Source organism: Prolixibacter sp. DSM 2831 (assembly GCF_056493735.1).
On record NZ_CM151379.1, the window covers coordinates 1,777,692 to 1,794,731 of the forward strand.

Annotated in this window: 12 protein-coding genes; 6 read left to right on the forward strand and 6 right to left on the reverse strand. The window is 45.3% G+C overall.

Features of this window, described 5'->3' with window-relative positions:
* The first annotated feature begins 1 nt into the window (after nucleotide 1).
* From AC060N_RS07090 to AC060N_RS07115, 6 genes are read left to right on the forward strand one after another with little or no spacing between them, the layout of a single operon-like run.
* Nucleotides 2-1,150: an acyl-CoA dehydrogenase family protein gene (locus AC060N_RS07090; RefSeq protein WP_106541885.1), complete on the forward strand. Its 1,149-nt coding sequence runs from the start codon at nucleotides 2-4 to the stop codon at nucleotides 1,148-1,150.
* A 30-nt stretch (nucleotides 1,151-1,180) separates the two neighbouring features.
* Nucleotides 1,181-2,191: a beta/alpha barrel domain-containing protein gene (locus AC060N_RS07095; protein WP_479526479.1), complete on the forward strand. Its 1,011-nt coding sequence runs from the start codon at nucleotides 1,181-1,183 to the stop codon at nucleotides 2,189-2,191.
* On the forward strand, nucleotides 2,188-3,510 hold the full coding sequence (locus AC060N_RS07100) for a hydroxymethylglutaryl-CoA reductase (protein ID WP_479526480.1): 1,323 nt from the start codon (nucleotides 2,188-2,190) through the stop codon (nucleotides 3,508-3,510). Before AC060N_RS07095 ends, AC060N_RS07100 begins: the two co-directional genes overlap by 4 nt.
* On the forward strand, nucleotides 3,503-4,438 hold the full coding sequence (locus AC060N_RS07105) for a GYDIA family GHMP kinase (RefSeq protein WP_479526481.1): 936 nt from the start codon (nucleotides 3,503-3,505) through the stop codon (nucleotides 4,436-4,438). The genes AC060N_RS07100 and AC060N_RS07105 overlap by 8 nt, the downstream gene beginning before the upstream one ends.
* Nucleotides 4,431-5,507, forward strand: a complete 1,077-nt coding sequence (locus tag AC060N_RS07110) for a diphosphomevalonate decarboxylase (RefSeq protein WP_479526482.1) — start codon at nucleotides 4,431-4,433, stop codon at nucleotides 5,505-5,507. The genes AC060N_RS07105 and AC060N_RS07110 overlap by 8 nt, the downstream gene beginning before the upstream one ends.
* On the forward strand, nucleotides 5,504-6,454 hold the full coding sequence (locus AC060N_RS07115; protein ID WP_479526483.1) for a mevalonate kinase family protein: 951 nt from the start codon (nucleotides 5,504-5,506) through the stop codon (nucleotides 6,452-6,454). The genes AC060N_RS07110 and AC060N_RS07115 overlap by 4 nt, the downstream gene beginning before the upstream one ends.
* Before the next feature lie 74 nt (nucleotides 6,455-6,528).
* Here AC060N_RS07115 and AC060N_RS07120 read toward each other — a convergent pair whose 3' ends face one another.
* The 6 genes from AC060N_RS07120 to AC060N_RS07145 all read right to left on the reverse strand — a co-directional run bounded on the left by AC060N_RS07120 (nucleotide 6,529) and on the right by AC060N_RS07145 (nucleotide 16,974).
* Nucleotides 6,529-7,737, reverse strand: a complete 1,209-nt coding sequence (locus AC060N_RS07120; protein ID WP_479526484.1) for a DUF4861 family protein — start codon at nucleotides 7,735-7,737, stop codon at nucleotides 6,529-6,531.
* A 182-nt stretch (nucleotides 7,738-7,919) separates the two neighbouring features.
* On the reverse strand, nucleotides 7,920-9,320 hold the full coding sequence (locus AC060N_RS07125; protein WP_479526485.1) for a sialate O-acetylesterase: 1,401 nt from the start codon (nucleotides 9,318-9,320) through the stop codon (nucleotides 7,920-7,922).
* A 382-nt stretch (nucleotides 9,321-9,702) separates the two neighbouring features.
* Nucleotides 9,703-11,445 carry a RagB/SusD family nutrient uptake outer membrane protein gene (locus tag AC060N_RS07130; RefSeq protein WP_479526486.1) on the reverse strand — a complete coding sequence of 581 codons (1,743 nt, stop codon included), beginning with the start codon at nucleotides 11,443-11,445 and terminating at the stop codon, nucleotides 9,703-9,705.
* A gap of 22 nt (nucleotides 11,446-11,467) precedes the next feature.
* Complete coding sequence (locus tag AC060N_RS07135) at nucleotides 11,468-14,872, reverse strand: TonB-dependent receptor (RefSeq protein ID WP_479526487.1); 3,405 nt, start codon at nucleotides 14,870-14,872, stop codon at nucleotides 11,468-11,470.
* A 326-nt stretch (nucleotides 14,873-15,198) separates the two neighbouring features.
* Entirely contained in the window at nucleotides 15,199-16,251 is a 1,053-nt protein-coding gene (locus AC060N_RS07140; protein WP_479526488.1) for a FecR family protein, read from the reverse strand.
* A 144-nt stretch (nucleotides 16,252-16,395) separates the two neighbouring features.
* Entirely contained in the window at nucleotides 16,396-16,974 is a 579-nt protein-coding gene (locus tag AC060N_RS07145; RefSeq protein ID WP_479526489.1) for an RNA polymerase sigma-70 factor, read from the reverse strand.
* Between the last annotated feature and the right edge of the window lie 66 nt (nucleotides 16,975-17,040).

A 17,040-nucleotide genomic window follows, 5' to 3' on the forward strand; every position in this document is an offset into this window, starting at 1 on the left:
TATGGACGAATTATTGCCCAAGCACTACGCAGACTATCGTAAGCGAATCAGAGACTTTGCAGAGAAGGAGGTTCATCCTGTTGCAATTGAGCATGACGAAAACGAGCATTTTCCTGTTGATTTAGCCCGCAAAATGGGTGAAGCCGGACTCTTCGGAATTGCCATTCCCAAAGAGTATGGTGGCCAGGGACTCGACACGTTGTCGTACATTATTGCAGTGGAAGAATTGGCTCGAGTGGACAGCTCGCCGGCAGCGACCATTGCTGCCCATAATTCGCTGGGAATTGCACCTATCTATTCGTACGGAACAGAGGAACAAAAGCAAAAATATATCCCGGGTTTGTGTACCGGTGAGAAACTTTGGGCATTTGGATTAACCGAGTTAACAGCGGGCTCCGATGCCAAAGGGGTGGCATCGCGTGCCGAACTGGTCGACGGCGAGTGGGTTGTCAACGGCTCCAAGATGTTTATCACGAACAGCGCATCGGAAATTGCTTCCGGTATTACCTTACAAGCCATTACCGGTGAAAAGGATGGAAAAAAAGAGCTGACAGCTATTTTAGTTCCCCGCGAAACGCCCGGATACGAAACCTGGCCGGTGAAAGGAAAGCTGATGTGGCGTTCGGTGGACAACGGCAAAATGAAGTTTACCGATTGTCGTGTACCGGAAGAAAATATGTTGGGTAAGCGTGGCGAAGGAATCAAGATTATGCTTGCCACACTCGATGGAGGACGCTTGTCGATTGCTGCCATGGGACTTGGTCTGGCGCAGGGCGCTTTTGAAATGGCCGTGAAGCATGCCAAAAAGCGCGAGCAGTTTGGTAAGCCGATTGCCGAATTCCAGGCGGTTTCGTTTAAACTGGCTGAAATGGCCATGCGCATTGAGTTGGCCAGAAATACGTTGTACCGTGCCTGCCAGCTGAAAGATGCCGGAAAACCTTTCGGGAAAGAAGCGGCGATGTCGAAACTGTATTGCTCGGAAGTAGCCAAATTTGTAGCCGATGAATCCGTTCAGGTTCATGGAGCTTACGGTCTGCTTCGCGAAAATCACATCGAGCGTTTCTATCGTGACCAGCGTTTGCTTCAGATTGGAGAAGGAACTTCCGAAATTCTGAGGATGGTCATTGGTCGTTATGTCTTAAAATCGTAAACTGTTTTCCAAAGAAATCAGATAAGCACCATGGGCGCCGATCGCAAACTGGATCACATTAAACTCGCTTTTCAGTCGCAGATGAACGGAATAGCTGCTGATGAGCGGTTCTTCTACGAACCGATGTTGTCAGGACATCCGGCAGACGAACCGGAAGAAATTCCGTTTGCCGGAAAAAAGCTGAAAGCTCCGGTTTGGGTTTCGAGCATGACAGGCGGTACCAAGCTTGCCAATACCATCAACCATAACCTGGCTCGTGCTTGTGGCGAATTTGGCCTGGGAATGGGGTTAGGCTCTTGTCGCAAGTTGCTCGATGACGATACCTATTTCTCCGATTTTGATGTACGTGCCGATATCGGTGAAGGGCAACCGCTCTACACCAACCTGGGGATTGCTCAGGTGGAAGAGTTGCTGGATAAAAAGCAGACAGACAAGATCGACCGGCTCATCGATCGCCTTCGTGCTGATGGATTGATTGTCCATATCAATCCGATGCAGGAATGGCTGCAGCCGGAAGGAAACCTCATTCAACATCCCCCGATTGAAACGGTTGAACGCTTGCTGGAACAGGTGAAGTTCCCGGTTATCGTGAAAGAAGTGGGGCAGGGATTTGGCCCGGAAAGTTTACTCCGGCTTTTAAAACTTCCGCTGGCAGCGGTTGATTTTGGAGCTTTTGGCGGAACCAACTTTGCCCGCATCGAACTGGAGCGCAACAGCGACCTGAACAAAGAGCTGTACGAACCTTTTGTGCGTGTCGGTGTGTCCGCGGATCAGATGCTCGATGCGGTGAATCAAATAGTGGATAGAGGTGAAGAAATCAAGTGCCGACAATTGATTATTTCTGGCGGCGTACAGAACTTCCTCGATGGTTATTACCTAACGGGAAAATCGAAATTGCCCGCCATCTATGCGCAGGCTTCTGCTTTTCTGAAATACAGCCAGGGGGAATATGAGGTGCTGAGAAATTATGTGGAAGCCCAGTTGAAAGGTTTGCGTATTGCCAAAGCATTTCTTCGGATTAACGAAAATCATTCTGAATGACGAAAAACGAACGGATTATCAGTGGTTTTTCCAAACTGAACCGGTCGCAACGAATCGATTTAATATGGGACCGGCTGGAACTTGATGAGGCTTCCCGGTCGGTGCTTGATAATTTCTTGCATCAAAATCCCTCTACTCAATCACTTTTCGAAGAGTTTAGCGAAAACTTCCTGACGAACTTCTTTATGCCCATGGGCGTCGTTCCCAACGTAGTGGTGAACGGTCAACCTTACATCGTTCCGATGGTGATAGAAGAGAGTTCGGTAATTGCAGCTGCGTCCAGAGCGTCCAAATTCTGGGCTTCGCGAGGTGGTTTTCAGGCCCGCGTAACCGGAATGGTCAAAAAAGGGCAGGTGCATTTTTCCTGGTCCGGAGAATCGAAAGATTTGAAGGCTGCTTTTCCGTTTCTGAAAAAGAAAATGCTGGCTGCCACGCATGATTTAACGGCTCGCATGCGAAAGCGGGGCGGTGGAATCATCGCAGTAGAATTGGTCGACAAAACCAACGAGCTGGCCAATTACTATCAGGTAGATGTTGCCTTTGAAACGGCGGATGCGATGGGCGCAAATTTCATCAATTCGTGTCTGGAAACCATGGCCGGGGTTTTGGTAGATGAGTTGAATAACTCAGAAACAAAAGGCGAGGCGAGTGTCATCATGTCGATTTTATCGAATTATACACCGGATAGCCTGGTGGAGTGTTGGGTCGAATGTGATGTTGACGAACTGGCCCCGTTTAGCGGAAAGTTGCAACCGGAAGAGTTTGCCCGGAAATTTGAAATGGCCAGTCGCATTGCACAATTGGATGTATCGCGGGCGGTAACGCACAATAAAGGCATTTACAACGGCGTAGACGCTGTTGTGTTAGCTACCGGAAACGACTGGCGGGCGGTTGAGGCTTGTGGTCATGCGTTTGCGGCTTCTAATGGAAATTACCGCAGCCTGACGTTTGCCGAAATCGACGGTAACCGTTTTCGTTACACGCTTCGCTTGCCGTTGGCTTTGGGAACAGTAGGAGGTTTGACAAAGGTGCATCCAATATCAAAGTTGGCTTTGGATCTGTTAGGCAATCCCGATGCAAAAACATTGATGATGATTGCAGCGGCAGCTGGTTTGGCCAACAATTTTGCGGCGGTTGCATCGCTGACAACTGTAGGTATTCAACAGGGGCACATGAAAATGCACCTGACCAACATTCTGAATCAGTTAGGTGCAACGACAGAGGAAAAAAGTAGATGCACGCAATATTTCAGTGATAAAAACATCGCTTACGCAGAAGTAGAAAAATACCTGAACCACATCAGGAATACCAATGGCTGAAACAACCAACACAAGAGTTTTTTATTCCCGCGGCAAATTGTTGCTGACGGGTGAATATGCTGTGCTTCGTGGTGCGCAGGCGTTGGCTCTTCCGTCCAAATTGGGGCAATACCTTGAGGTTGCTGGAGGAAACGAGCCCGGCGTTTTGTCATGGGAAAGTATTTCGCCTTCCGGGAAGTGGTTCGAAGCGCGTTTTAGTTTACCCGAATTGGATGTTATTTCAGCTACAGATAGCCAGAAAGCCGGTGTTTTGCAGGAACTTTTCCTGACTGCCCGAACGCTGCATGCTGGTTTCCTGGAAAAGGAAGAAGCTTTGCAGGCCAGGTCGACCTTTGAATTTCTTCCCGAATGGGGATTGGGTTCCAGTAGTTCATTGGTTTCGAATATTGCCGATTGGGCCAAATGTGACCCGTTTCGGCTGAATGGGCAGGTCTTTCAAAGTTCCGGTTATGATGTAGCGTGTGCCCGTTCGAAAGGCCCGATTTTGTACCGGAGGGTGAATGATTTGCCAGAAGTAATTTCCGCGAAATTCAGGCCTTCGTTTAGAGCTAATTTGTGGTTGGTGTACCTGAATGAAAAGAAAAATTCGAAGCACGCAGTAAACGCATTTGCCGGGTTGAGTGTTGACGAAATGATACTGGATCGGATTTCGTCGATTGCAGGCGAAGCTGTGGCGGCTGATGATTTGGATAGCTTTTGCACCTTAATGGATGAGCATGAAAAGCTGATCGCCGGAATGACAAGGCAGATTCCTGTGAAGGAAAGACTCTTTTCCGACTTTGAGGGGTGTATCAAGTCGTTGGGAGCATGGGGAGGCGATTTCATTCTGGCAGCGACTAAGTGGTCGGAAGAGGAAGTGAGAAAATGGTTTGGAGAGCGGGGATATGAAACCGTTCTTCCGTTTAACGAAATGATTTCATATGGCTGATAAGAAGAGTGACTGGAAAGAGACTACGTGGGTTAGTCCTTCAAATATTGCCTTGATTAAATATTGGGGAAAACATGGTGAACAGTTACCAAACAATCCGTCGTTGAGTTTGACGTTGAAGAATTCGGTCACCAAAACAAAACTTCGTTACAGGAGGCTTGATGAACCGGTGTCGGATTCCGAGGATTTGAAAGTTGCTTATTGGTTCGATGGAAAGCGGAATGAGAGTTTCGAGGGAAAAGTAGCTAACTATTTGGTCCGATTACTTCCGGAAATGCCCTACTTGTCGAATTTCGAGTTGGAGTTCCGAAGTGCGAATACCTTCCCGCACTCAACCGGAATTGCATCTTCGGCATCCTCTATGAGCGCGATTGCTCTTTGTCTGGTCGATATAGAACAGCAGTTGGGATTGCGAAAACCTCCCACACAGGATTTGTCCCGTCGTGCATCGCATTTGGCACGATTAGGGTCGGGGAGTGCCTGCCGCTCGGTGTATGGCGGCTGGGTAACCTGGGGAGAAGACGGTTTGCTGCCCGATTCTTCCGATCGGTACGCATCACCCTTGGATCAGGCCATACCTGAGCAGTGGCAAAATTTGCGGGATGCTATTTTGATTGTTCATTCCGGCCGTAAAAAAGTTTCGAGTACTGCGGGTCATGGATTGATGAATAATCATCCGTTTGCGGAAGGGCGTTACCGGCAGGCCAGAAAACACCTGAACTGTATGATGCTGGCACTTCAGAATGGAGATGAGAAAACCTTTATTGAAGTGGTAGAGAGTGAGGCGCTTTCGTTGCATGGTTTACTGATGACCTCCTCGAAGGACGGTTTGTTGTTGCAACCCGAATCGCTTCAGATTATCAATACGGTTCGCGCTTTTCGCGAAAAAACAGGCCTGATGGTTTGTTTTACACTGGATGCGGGCCCCAATGTGCATTTGCTTTATCGCGACGAAGACAAAGAGATGGTGCATCAATTTATTCAGGAGGAGTTGCTTCCGTTCTGTGAAAACAAGCAATGGATTGATGACGAAATTGGCGAAGGCCCGTATAAAGAGGAAATTGAATGAAACGTTTCCCGGCAAAAATATTATTATTCGGCGAGTACAGCATTATCACAGGCTCGAAGGGATTGGCGCTTCCGTTTAATCTATACGGTGGTCAGTTCGCTTTTCCTGTCGGGAAAATGAGTCCGGCGGAGAAGGAGGCGGCTCATATTTCCAACCAACATTTGAAGGAATTGCTTGGTTTCCTGGAGAAAAATGGAGCCGCATCGGTCTTTTTAAATTTGACTTCCTTCCGGGATGATTTGGCTACCGGACTCTATTTTCAATCCAATATTCCTAATCAGTATGGAGTGGGCAGTTCCGGTGCTCTAACGGCGGGCTTGTATCATCGATATGGTCAGGATACGGAAGAAAAGACATTGCCAGAGATACGAAAGCAAATGGCGGTCATTGAGTCGTTTTATCACGGAACCAGCTCGGGACTGGATCCGTTGGTGTCGTACGTACAAAAGCCTGTTTGGATCGAAAGCCGTGATAAAATCAGCGTAGAAGCCGGTTGGCCGGAAAAATTTTTCGATGAATATGCTGTATTCCTAATTGACAGCGGACAGCAGGGCGGAACCGGCGATTTGGTTAACTGGTTTATGGAACAGGATCAGCGGCCCGGTTTTCGGGAAGTTTTCGAGGAAGAATTGGCAAACAGTATCGATGTGTTGGTTGATGATCTGTTGCATAATCAAATCGATGAGGTTCACCCTGTTTTGCAGCGCATTTCCCGTTTTCAGCTCAACCATTTTCATCCGATGATTCCCATGGGGTTTCGAAAACATTTCCGATATGGCCTGGAAACCGATGATTTTACATTAAAGCTTTGTGGTTCAGGTGGAGGCGGTTATCTGCTTGGCTTTACCAAAAATCGCGCTGCAACCGAGAAATATTTCCGGGAAAGGGAGATCAATTGTCTTTTTGTCGAAGTGATTCCCGACGAGGTGGATGAAAACGGGCTTTAAGACAAAATAAAAATGTACCACCAGTGCATTTTCTGACACTAATGGTACATCTCCATTTTTAATGTTTTCGTTTTTTATTGGATAGTCACTTCCAGCGGATGTTGGATTCGTTCCGCCTGTTTTTCCAGCATGGCATCCCAGTTGTCAACCGATTTTACCTGTCCGCTTTTTACCCAGGCAAATCCGGCATAGTAGGTAAGTACCGAATCTTTAGGCTGTGTAACGACCATAATCTGGCTTTGGTCCGGAGTAGGTGAGACGTGTGTGAAAGCGCTGTCCACGCGGGCCGGATTAACAACAACGCCTTCGCCGACAAAGGAGTCGGCTCCTTTTTCCCACTGGCGAACCCAGCCTTCTTTCGGCTCCAGTTTGACATCTCCTTTCCGCTCATGCATCGAGATACCAATGGTGATATTGGGAACCGTTTTTTCGGGCTTCAGCGATACGACAAATTTGGAGAAGTTCGAGCCCAAATCAAGCGAAATGCGTTTGGTTTCGTGAATTTTGTATTCACTCCACGGCGCATAGGTCAGTTCAAACACTGTCCGTATAGGCCCCCTGGCGATAGTTTTATAGCTGACAAAATTCTTCGAAACGTGCAGGCTATCATCTTGCCAAACCCCAATTCCTCCGACGCCGCGACTCGAGCCGACATGATAGGCATCGCAACCCTGTCCCCGATCGACGTTATAGTAATCGACACTGTCTACGGCACCTGCGTACCATTCATCAATGATCGGGTATTTAACTCGCTTGAACCACAAGTCGATACCACTGGTTAGTGTGCCGCCGGGCTTGTGTTCTTCGGTAAGTTGCTGTGCTTTTGGCCCAAATGTTCGGAAAGCTACTTTATCGTTCTCCCAGGCGTAGTCATCAATTCGTTCGGGAACGAATCTGGAGAAGGTCGTGTATTTGCTATGCGGTTGTTCATCTGCACCGTTTTCTTTGCCTATAATTTCGTAGGTTTTTTCCTCGTTGGCTTTAACGCTTACTTGGAAAAGCATTTCGTCAGGTTGACCATCCTGGTTCTCGTCAATCAGCTGCCGAACCAGGTAATTTCCTCTTGACGGATCGAGTACTAAAAGGTCTTTCGGTGAATATTTAGCCGTCAAATCTTTCAACTTTGCCATGGGAATGGATACCGTTTCCGAAATGCGGTTGAAATCCAGCGTATTCTTCACGTGAACTTCTTTCTTAACGACCGTGTTTCCATTGCAACCTGCCAACAGGAACATAGAGAGTAGCGGCCAGTAAATCAGTTTTTTTTGTCGATTGGTCTTCATTTTATTGGTATTGCTGTTGAAAGTAGTGTTAGTCTGGCTTATAAAGTTATAATTTTCATCAAGTCGTCATAAAGCAAAGTGTATTAATTACACCTAATTCTCATTTTTCGTTTCACAAAAAAGGGAACAACCGAGGTTATTCCCTTGACTAATTATTAATATCTGAAGAATTGAACAATCAATTATTTAGTGACTTTCCAGTCGTCAGTCCTGAAAGGAACCAATGGAAGGCCGTTGGTATCGAACAGGTTCGGCATACCGCCGTTGGTGAAACAATAGCGAACTGCCACAGGGTGTTTTACTTTCTTCGAAAATACTTCAATCGTTCCGTCTTTCTTCAGTTTTGCCTGGGCAGGATAGAAAAGCTTATCAGAGCCGGCGATTTGAAAGCTCTCGATGGTTTTACCTTTCACAGTTAGTTTTCCAATTGATTTAACCGTAATGAAAGCCTTGTTTCCTTTGATGTTCATTGAAGCAAACTGTGGCTGATAAGGTTGCAGTTGGTCGAATCCATATACTTCTTTCAGCGCCAGATTAGCCAACCGGTCGCCAACCGGTTCTTTGGATTTGGGATGAATGTTCGTGACATCATCGACCAAATCGCCAACCGTTACCATACCGGTTTTGGGCAAGCTCAGTGCGGAGGCTTGCTGTTCGCGGACGATAGCTCCACTCAAGCCGCCATAACCGCTCCAGGGTGCAATTTGCACGAAATAGAACGGGAAATCGTTGTGGAATTCTTTCCGCCAGCTGGTAATCATCGCTTTGAACAGGTCGCCGTAGTACTGCGGCCTGTCGGTATTTTGCTCACCTTGGTACCAGATGGTTCCGGCAATTTTGTAGTTGAGTATCGGGTGAATCATGGCATTGTAAATAACGGTCGGCGCTACTGGCGACCAGCTGACTGCCGGAAGGTCTTCCGCCTCCTGCCAGAGTTGGCTGTTACCTTTATACGCCTCTTCCGGGGTCCAGGCCTGCACACAGGAACCGCCCCAGTACGAACCAATCAGCCCGACCGGTTTGTGCAATTGGGCATTCAGCTTTCGACCGAAGAAATACCCAACCAGGCTGAAGTTGGGCATCGATGAGGCGTTGCATACTTTCCATTCGCCATCTGTATTTCCTTGCGGGTAATCGGCATAGGAGTGAGAAGGCTGGAAAAAGCGAATTTCCCGGTTGGCGGTCTTCTCTACATTCACGGAGTCAATGGAGCCCCAATTGTAGTTGAATTCCATGTTCGACTGGCCGGAACAGAGCCAAACTTCGCCGGTCAAAATATCGTGTATGGTGATTTGCTCTTTGCCACTACTGAAGAAAATCGTGTATGGACCGCCGGCTTTCGGGGTTTTTACGGTAGTTTCCCAGGTCCAGTCTTTCTTTGGCATGACTGTAATGGTATCGGTCGAATTCCAGCTGCAAACAATCTTCACAGGAACAGTACTGTGTCCCCATCCCCACAGTTTTACATTCGAAGAAGCCTGCAGTACGGCATGGTCACTTAAAATGTTTGGAAGCTTCAACGTCGGTTGAGCAAAAGTAAATGCAGGAATAATGATGAGAAGGAGAAAAAGAATACGTTTCATTGGCTGCTGTTTTATCATTTCGTATAATTCAGGTTTGCGATTGATGAATTTACAAATAAAAAAGTCGTCGGTACAAATGAGTTTTACACAGGCGGGCAGAATTTGTCCCTGATGTATGTTTTCCTCCTTCCCGGGAAAGTGTAACCTTTCCGTTTGAAGATCCGGAATCAGGCAACCCAATCAGTGGGAGCAGGTTCATGTGGACTCGGTATCTTTAGGTTATATCGGGGAAGAGAATCTCATAAATACAAAAAAGAGCATGGATATAAGAATTAGGCAGCTTTTAAGCTATGCAGGCAAGGCTTGATTAAAAAAGAGGTTGCCCCCGAAGAGACAACCTCAATTTACGCTCCTAAATGTTTTACTAACCTATTTCTATTAACTAATTACTCCAGCCGGTGTACAGCCCTTCACCATTTCTGTAGCCTTCAACCTGCTGTAATTTGCCTTCCGAAATATCTACCTGCGATTGTGGTATCGGGAAAAAGCCCTTCGTTTCGTCGTAGCGCTGGCTATAGCCTTTGGGGCTAAGCGGTTTTTGGGTAGCCGGTTCTCCAAAGTTATAGATTGGAACGCCAACCTGGCTCTCGAGTGCAGCTTTTGCATAAGCGGGCCCCCATCTTCTCATATCATTCCATCTCAGTCCTTCAAACGCAAACTCGTGACGGCGTTCTTTCTGAATGTTCTGAAGTGAGTAAGAAACAGGAGGCAGATCTGCACGTGCCCTGACTTCATTCATGTACTGAGCATCTTCCGTAAGCTCCGACATCATCAGAAGAACGTCGGCATAACGGATATAGATCAAGTCATCGGTATGAGAGAGCTGGTTATTGTCGTTATTGCCATACATTACAACACTGTAGTCGTTTTTGATACTTCCGTCAGAAGCTTTGGCAGTAACGCCGTTGTACTTTTTCCCCCAGTAGTTACTTTCCATTACAAAATCCCATTGACCTCTTTTGTAACCTAACGGAACAACTTCTTTTTCGATATCCATAACAGAGGCCCACAATCTGGGGTCATTGGGTTCATCAGCTTCCCACTCGTCAACCAGTGATTTCGGTACAGAATTTCCCTGTCCCCAGCCACCGGCGAAGGGGAACGTATTTTGCAGAGGTTGCAGTCCTCTTAAAGCAAAATATAACTCGTACTGGTTAGAGTATCCTCTTTTGACACCCCAATCGGAAAAGTTGGAAAATTTCACAGCAAACATGGTTTCCGGATTTCTTGCACCATTGTCACTGGCATAGGTCAGACTTTTCCCTGTGGAATCCATGTAGTCCTGAATATACTTATAATCTCCGATGGTGGCAGAGTTAGTATAAGGCCATAATTCATGGAAGTCAGCTACCAGATGGTGCCCACTGTTGTTAATACAATCACCCAGCCAGTCAATTACATTTTGTTTGGTAACACTTCCTCCGTCAGCGAGAGGTAATGCATCTTTCTGATAAAAACCGGTATAGAACAAGTAAATTCGGGCCATTAATGCCTCAGCAGCCCATCGCGTAACCCTGCCGTCTTCTATCTGGTCATAAGGAACCTTAGGCATTATTTCAATGGCGGTTTTCAGGTCCGAAGCCATTTGTCCGTAAAGTTCTTCACTTGTGGCAGCAGGCAGGTTTTCAGGCTCTGTACTTGTTGTAAGAGGTACGTCGCCAAAAATGGTGGCCAGTTGATAGTAAAACCAGGCTCTCAAAAACAAAGCTTCACCTTTATACTGATTGTTCAGACTTTCGCTGATGACATCGGTACCAAGGTTGCCAAGATTCTCGATTGCATAATTGGCGCGGTAAATTCCGGTATAGCCCTCTGTCCATGCATGGTTCAGCATTTCAGGGTCAGAATACTGGAAATTTTCATAGGCCTGAGCTTTAACATCGTTCATACCTCCGCCGCCTAATGCGTCATCGCTGGCTACTTCGCAAACGAAGAAATAGCTTTGGTCTACAAATCTTTGAGCATTATTCATGGTGGTATAAATACCAGCCATCATTTGTTTGGCATCATCTGCCGTTTGTGGAAAATTTGCTGAGGTTTTTAAGGTAAGAGGCTTTTGGTCCAGGAAGTTATTACACCCCGTGAACATCACCACAGCAACGATAAAATATATTATTTTTTTCATAATAATCTCAGATTAAGGTTTTTTAAAATGACAAATTAACACCGGCCAGGAAAGTTCGCGGAGTAGGATAGAAACCGAGGTCAATTCCTGAAACCCAGCCTTGGTCGTCGCCATAACCTACTTCCGGATCCATGCCCGAATAATTGGTTATTGTGAATAAATTGCGGGCACCCACATAGAATCGAGCCTGACCAAAAGGCATAGCGGGCATTATCCGTTTAAAATCGTAGCCAAGGGTGACATTTTGTATTTTTACATAGTCCCCATTTTCAACATAAATAGAAGAAATATTAATCCTGTTGGTACTGTTACCTGCGGTCAGACGTGGGAATGAATTGGAAGTGCCTTCACCTGTCCAGCGTTTACTCAGAATGTCAGTAGTATAGTTCTGGAACTCATTATCGGCAAATGAACGATATGATTTCATGATTTGCTGCCCAAAAGCGCCTTTACCGCTGAGGGAGAAATCAAAGCCTTTGTACGATAAATTGAATCCGAATCCGATACTTACATCCGGGTGAGGATTACCAATCATGGTCTTATCGTCGGGAGTAACTTTGTTGTCACCGTTTGTATCGGCAAATATTACATCGCCCGGTTGCGGGTTATCCTGTAGGAAACCATGTGTCCAATTGTCGATTTCCTGCTGATTCTGGAAGATTCCATGTATTTTATATCCATAGAAATATCCGATCGGGTAACCCACTTCAGCGCGGTACATTGGGTCAGTACCCTGAGAGATAATACCGGCAGGACCACGGATAATTCCTTCAGCATTGGCAAGCCGGGTAACCTTATTGTCATTTTTTGAGGCATTAAAGTAAGCCCCGTAATGGAAATCGCCTAAATTATCATTCCAGCGAAGAGACAACTCATATCCCTTGTTCTCTACGTCACCACCGTTAATATATGGTGCACCGGCGCCGTATATTTCAGGGATGGGAGCTTGTACCAGCCAGTCGACGGTTTTCTTGTTGTAGTAGTCGAATGCAACCTGGAGGCGGGAATCGAGGAAATAAGCGTCAAGACCGATATCCAACTGCTCTGAAGTTTCCCAGGTAATATCTTTGTTGGGCAGAATGGATGGATATCCTCCTAATTGTTGTTTATTTCTATCGTTTCCGAAAGAGTAGTTATTCTCGGAATCAAAAGCGATGATACTCAGATACTGGTAGGGATCGATATTCGAATTACCGTTTTGTCCCCAACTGGCTCTCAGTTTCAGGAAATTGACAATGTTGTTGTCTTCTAGGAATCCCTCGTCAGTAAGTACCCAGCCGGCAGAAACAGACGGGAAATATCCCCAACGATTACCTTCCGGGAAGTTGGATGAGCCATCAGCCCTCATTACTAAGGTTAACAAATAGGTTTCGTTGTAATCGTATTGAATCCTTCCAAAGAACGAAGCCAGTGAACCTCTGTCATCCGGGCTGCCGGATAAGCTTGTAACACCTGATGTTAATCCATCGGTGTTGTCAATATAGGCATAATCAAATCCTACATAAGTGGGGTTTGCATTCGTTGTTTGCATGTTCGAGCCAAGTCCCCATTTTTCGAGAGATTGCCCAACGAGTACATCAAATGAATTACGATTTAATTTAAACTTATAATTTAACGTATTTTCAAAAGTCCAGCTGCTACCATTTCCTGACGACTGGGTTATACGCCCCGGACTCATTGAAACATCACCGGCAAGGTCATAGGCAGGCTGATAGCTGCGATAACTGTTCGCATTCATTCGGTATCCAAAGCTACTTTTGAATAACAGATCCTTTATTGGTTGAATTTCAATATAGGCGTTACTGTTTATATTGTAGTTTTTGGTTTCGTTCATTCCCCTGTTCAGTACCATTTGGGCCACGGGGTTGTATATCCTTGAAGACAGATCTGCCAGACCAGAAGCCTTCAAATCCGGATTGGCATAGTACTCTCCCTGGTCGTTGTAAACCGGTACAAGTGGGTTGCCATCCAGCATGTTACGAATGTCGTTGTAATACATACCTCCAACGGCAATACCTGACCGTTTGCGAAAACTGTAATTCAGCGTTTGTCCAAATTTGATAATGTCAAGTCCGTTGTTTTTGTATATCACATGGTCACTATTGAGCCGGACTGTATATTTATCATTTTGCGGTTGAACAGGTTTACCCATTACCCCTTCCTGAGAAGCATAAGAAAAACCGAGAGAAAAAACTGACTGGTCAGTACCACCTGCAATGTTAAATGCATGGTTTTGGATAGGGGCATTTTTGTTGTATATCTCATCCAGCCAATTTGTTCCATTCCACTGTCCACTCTGAATTTTCTGATATAAATCCGGGATTACACTTGCAAAGTCAATTGCAGTTTTACCTGAAGTTGTTCTTTCTTCATTATAAATGGTCATAAATTGCTTGGCATTGAGAGGTTGGACCAGGTTTGGTACATCCTGAACACCGTAATAACCATCGTAGGTAACTTTTATTTTGCCTTTTTTCCCTTGCTTGGTAGTAACCAGAATAACACCATTGGCTGCACGGGCGCCATAAATAGCAGCAGAAGCAGCATCTTTTAGGACGTCAATGGATTCAATGTCTGATGGATTTAGGTTGTTGATATCGCCTCCGGCAACACCGTCAATAACATACAGTGGGGAAGAGTTTCCGATAGTCCCCAATCCCCGAATATTTACTTTAAAACCTTCTCCTGGCATCCCTGAACTTTGTGTGATATTAACACCCGGAGATTGACTTTGAATGGCTACGAGTGGTTCGCTGGTGTTCTGCTGCTTAAGTTCGTCAGAGGTTAGATTCAGGTTGGCTCCTGTGGTTAGTTTTTTCTTCTGAACACCATATCCTACAGCTATCACTTCGTCGAGGCCGATAGCCGAGCTTTGCATTTCCACATTGAGGGTTGTTTTTCCGGCAACGGATAATTCCTGTTTCTTCATTCCCACGAATGAGAAATCGAGATAGCCGTCAACCGGTACATTGTCGACGGAGTAATTACCATTTGCATCGGTAATAGCACCCTGGGTAGTTCCTTTAATAATAACTGTTACCCCCGGAAGAGGATCTCCGTTGGAATCCGTCACTTTTCCGGTAACCGTCTTCCCTTCCTGCTGAGGTGCTGTTTCGCCCATCGCTTTCTTCGATGAAAGCACAATCTGGCGATCCAAAACGGTATAGGTTACATCGGTGCCGGCAAAAATAGCGTTAAGGATTTGGTTGATCTTTTCATTATCGGCGTCGACGTTTACCCTACGTTTTACGTCAATTAGTTTGTTGTTGTATGCAAAATAGAACTCCGATTTTTTTTCTATCTGCTTGAGTACTTCGCGAATGGTTGCATTTTCCTGGTTTAAGGATATTCGGGTACTTTGCGAATAGGAGTTGTTAGCGTAAATACTGAATATCGTCCCAAATATCAGCATGAGCGTAAGTTTCATAATACGTTTCGTTTGTTCGGGAAGAGGTATATGCAGTCTCCTCCTGAAATTCAAGATTTTTTTCATAGATTTAAACGATTTAATAGTTAATACTTACTACCTGTTAGCCGCAGATAGTTATCGAAAGGAGGGTGTCCCATCACTCTCCTTTTTTTACATAGATATCAGTTTTTTTTTTGTAAATGAGAGCATCTGTCGGCATTAAGATGGTGCATCTCAATAGTATGTACCGCAGACTTAATTCATTTGACAAGTTTTCCGGATTTAGGTTGACGTCTTTTTCATGAGGAATCAGATTTTTTAATGGTTACAGATTTATTTATAGTTTAGTTTATTGCGTTGTTTGCTTTACTTAGGATGATGGTTCGTTTTCCATACGCCCCATTGCTGTCTTTTTTCGCCTCAATTATTTTGTAACGAATCGGTGAGGAGATGCTTAATATTTTTAGTGCCCGTTCAAGTGTTTCATTTACAAATGTGGCGGTGAAGCGGTATTGGAGCAAGTCTTTACTTTCGATTTTTACTTTTACGTTGAACAGTTTCTCAAACTTGTCGGCCACAATTTCAATTGGGTCGTTGTCGAACACCGTTCGCCCTTCCCGCCAGGCTGTATATTTGTCCAAATCTGATTTGGCTTCAATCTTCAGCTGGTTGTCTCTTTTATCGAGGAAAGCCACTTCATAAGGTCTGAGGCTTTCGTATTTGGTGAATTCTTTTCCTTTGTTTGCTTCGCTTCCCAATTCGACCGAACCTTCTACCAGGGCAACTGTTGCATAGGCTTCGTCGTCATAGGCCCGGGCGTTAAAAACCGTTCCGGTTACTTTCACATCCATATCGGCCATGTCGACAATAAATGGTGAGGTTTTGTCCTTAGCTACTTTGAAATAGCCTTCACCATGCAGTTCAACGAGGCGTGTGTGGTGTTTGCGAAACGAAAGCGGATAGGTGAGTGTACTACCTGAATTGAGCCAGACATGGGTTCCATCGGGAAGTTGCAGTTGGCTGGTAGCTCCCAATGGTACGCTGACGGTTGTTTGGGCGAGGTATTTTTTCGTATTGGTGGTACGTATAATGAATGTGCCTGCTACAATCAGTAAAGGAATAATGAGTACGGCAGCTACTTTTGAAAAGCCCAGGTAGATTTTTTTTAGTTTGGATGGTTGTTCTTCCATCAGGTTGATCCGGTGGTGAACCCGATGCAGGATTTCATCTGATTTCTTTGGGTCAACGTCTTCGCAGTCTTCACACTCTGTCCAACGAGAGTAGAACACTTCCCTGACTTCAGGCTTGACAAAAGGCTCTTTCAATATCTCTACTGCCTCTTTCAATTCCTGTTCGGAGCAGTCGCCTTCAATGTATTTTTCGAGCAGTTTTTTCATCTTTAATTACAAGTACAACGCAAACGTTATATTTTTCCCCTGCTCCTTGTTCCGTTTTTTTTTAGTAGGATGTGGATTTTTGGGAAAATAGTTTGTCGGCTTTAGGTGTAATAGGTATATAATGAGTTGTTTATCTGTTTTTGTCTATTCAATAAAAAGAGCATAAAAAAGTGCCGCCCAAATACCAAATTGTGAAATGTGCTTTTTCAAAAAGGCCAGCGATTTAGTAATGTGATCTTCGACGGTTTTCTCCGAAATCCCTTTGAGTTTAGCAATCTCCTTGTTCGTAAGCCCTTTCTCGCGACTTAGCACGAAAATCTCTTTTCGTTTGGGGGGCAATTTGGGAATAACGGACTCGTATTGCGCTTTTAGAAACGAATAATCAACCTGATCGGATGTGGCATCTGTGTTGATTTGCATGTGATGGCCCAGAAATTCGATATATTTCTGTTCGCTTGCTCTCTTTCGGAAAACCGAGAGAATGGTGTTTTTAGCCATCGTAAACATGAGAGCATCGATGTTGGTGTCTTTTCTGAATGACGAACGCTTCTCCCAAAGCTTTACAAAAACTTCCTGAACAATGTCGTATGAATCTTCTTCGTTTTTCAGAAAACTCAAAGCAAAGTGGAAAATGCGAGCATGGTACATTTCATATAAACGATCAATCGCCTTTTTGTCGCCCTTAATAAGTCGATCGCAATATGTCTTAGAGTTGTCCTGCATCAGAAAAGAATAAGTAGAAACAATGATAGAAAGGTTTTGTGATATATCAAAATACGTAAAAAACAC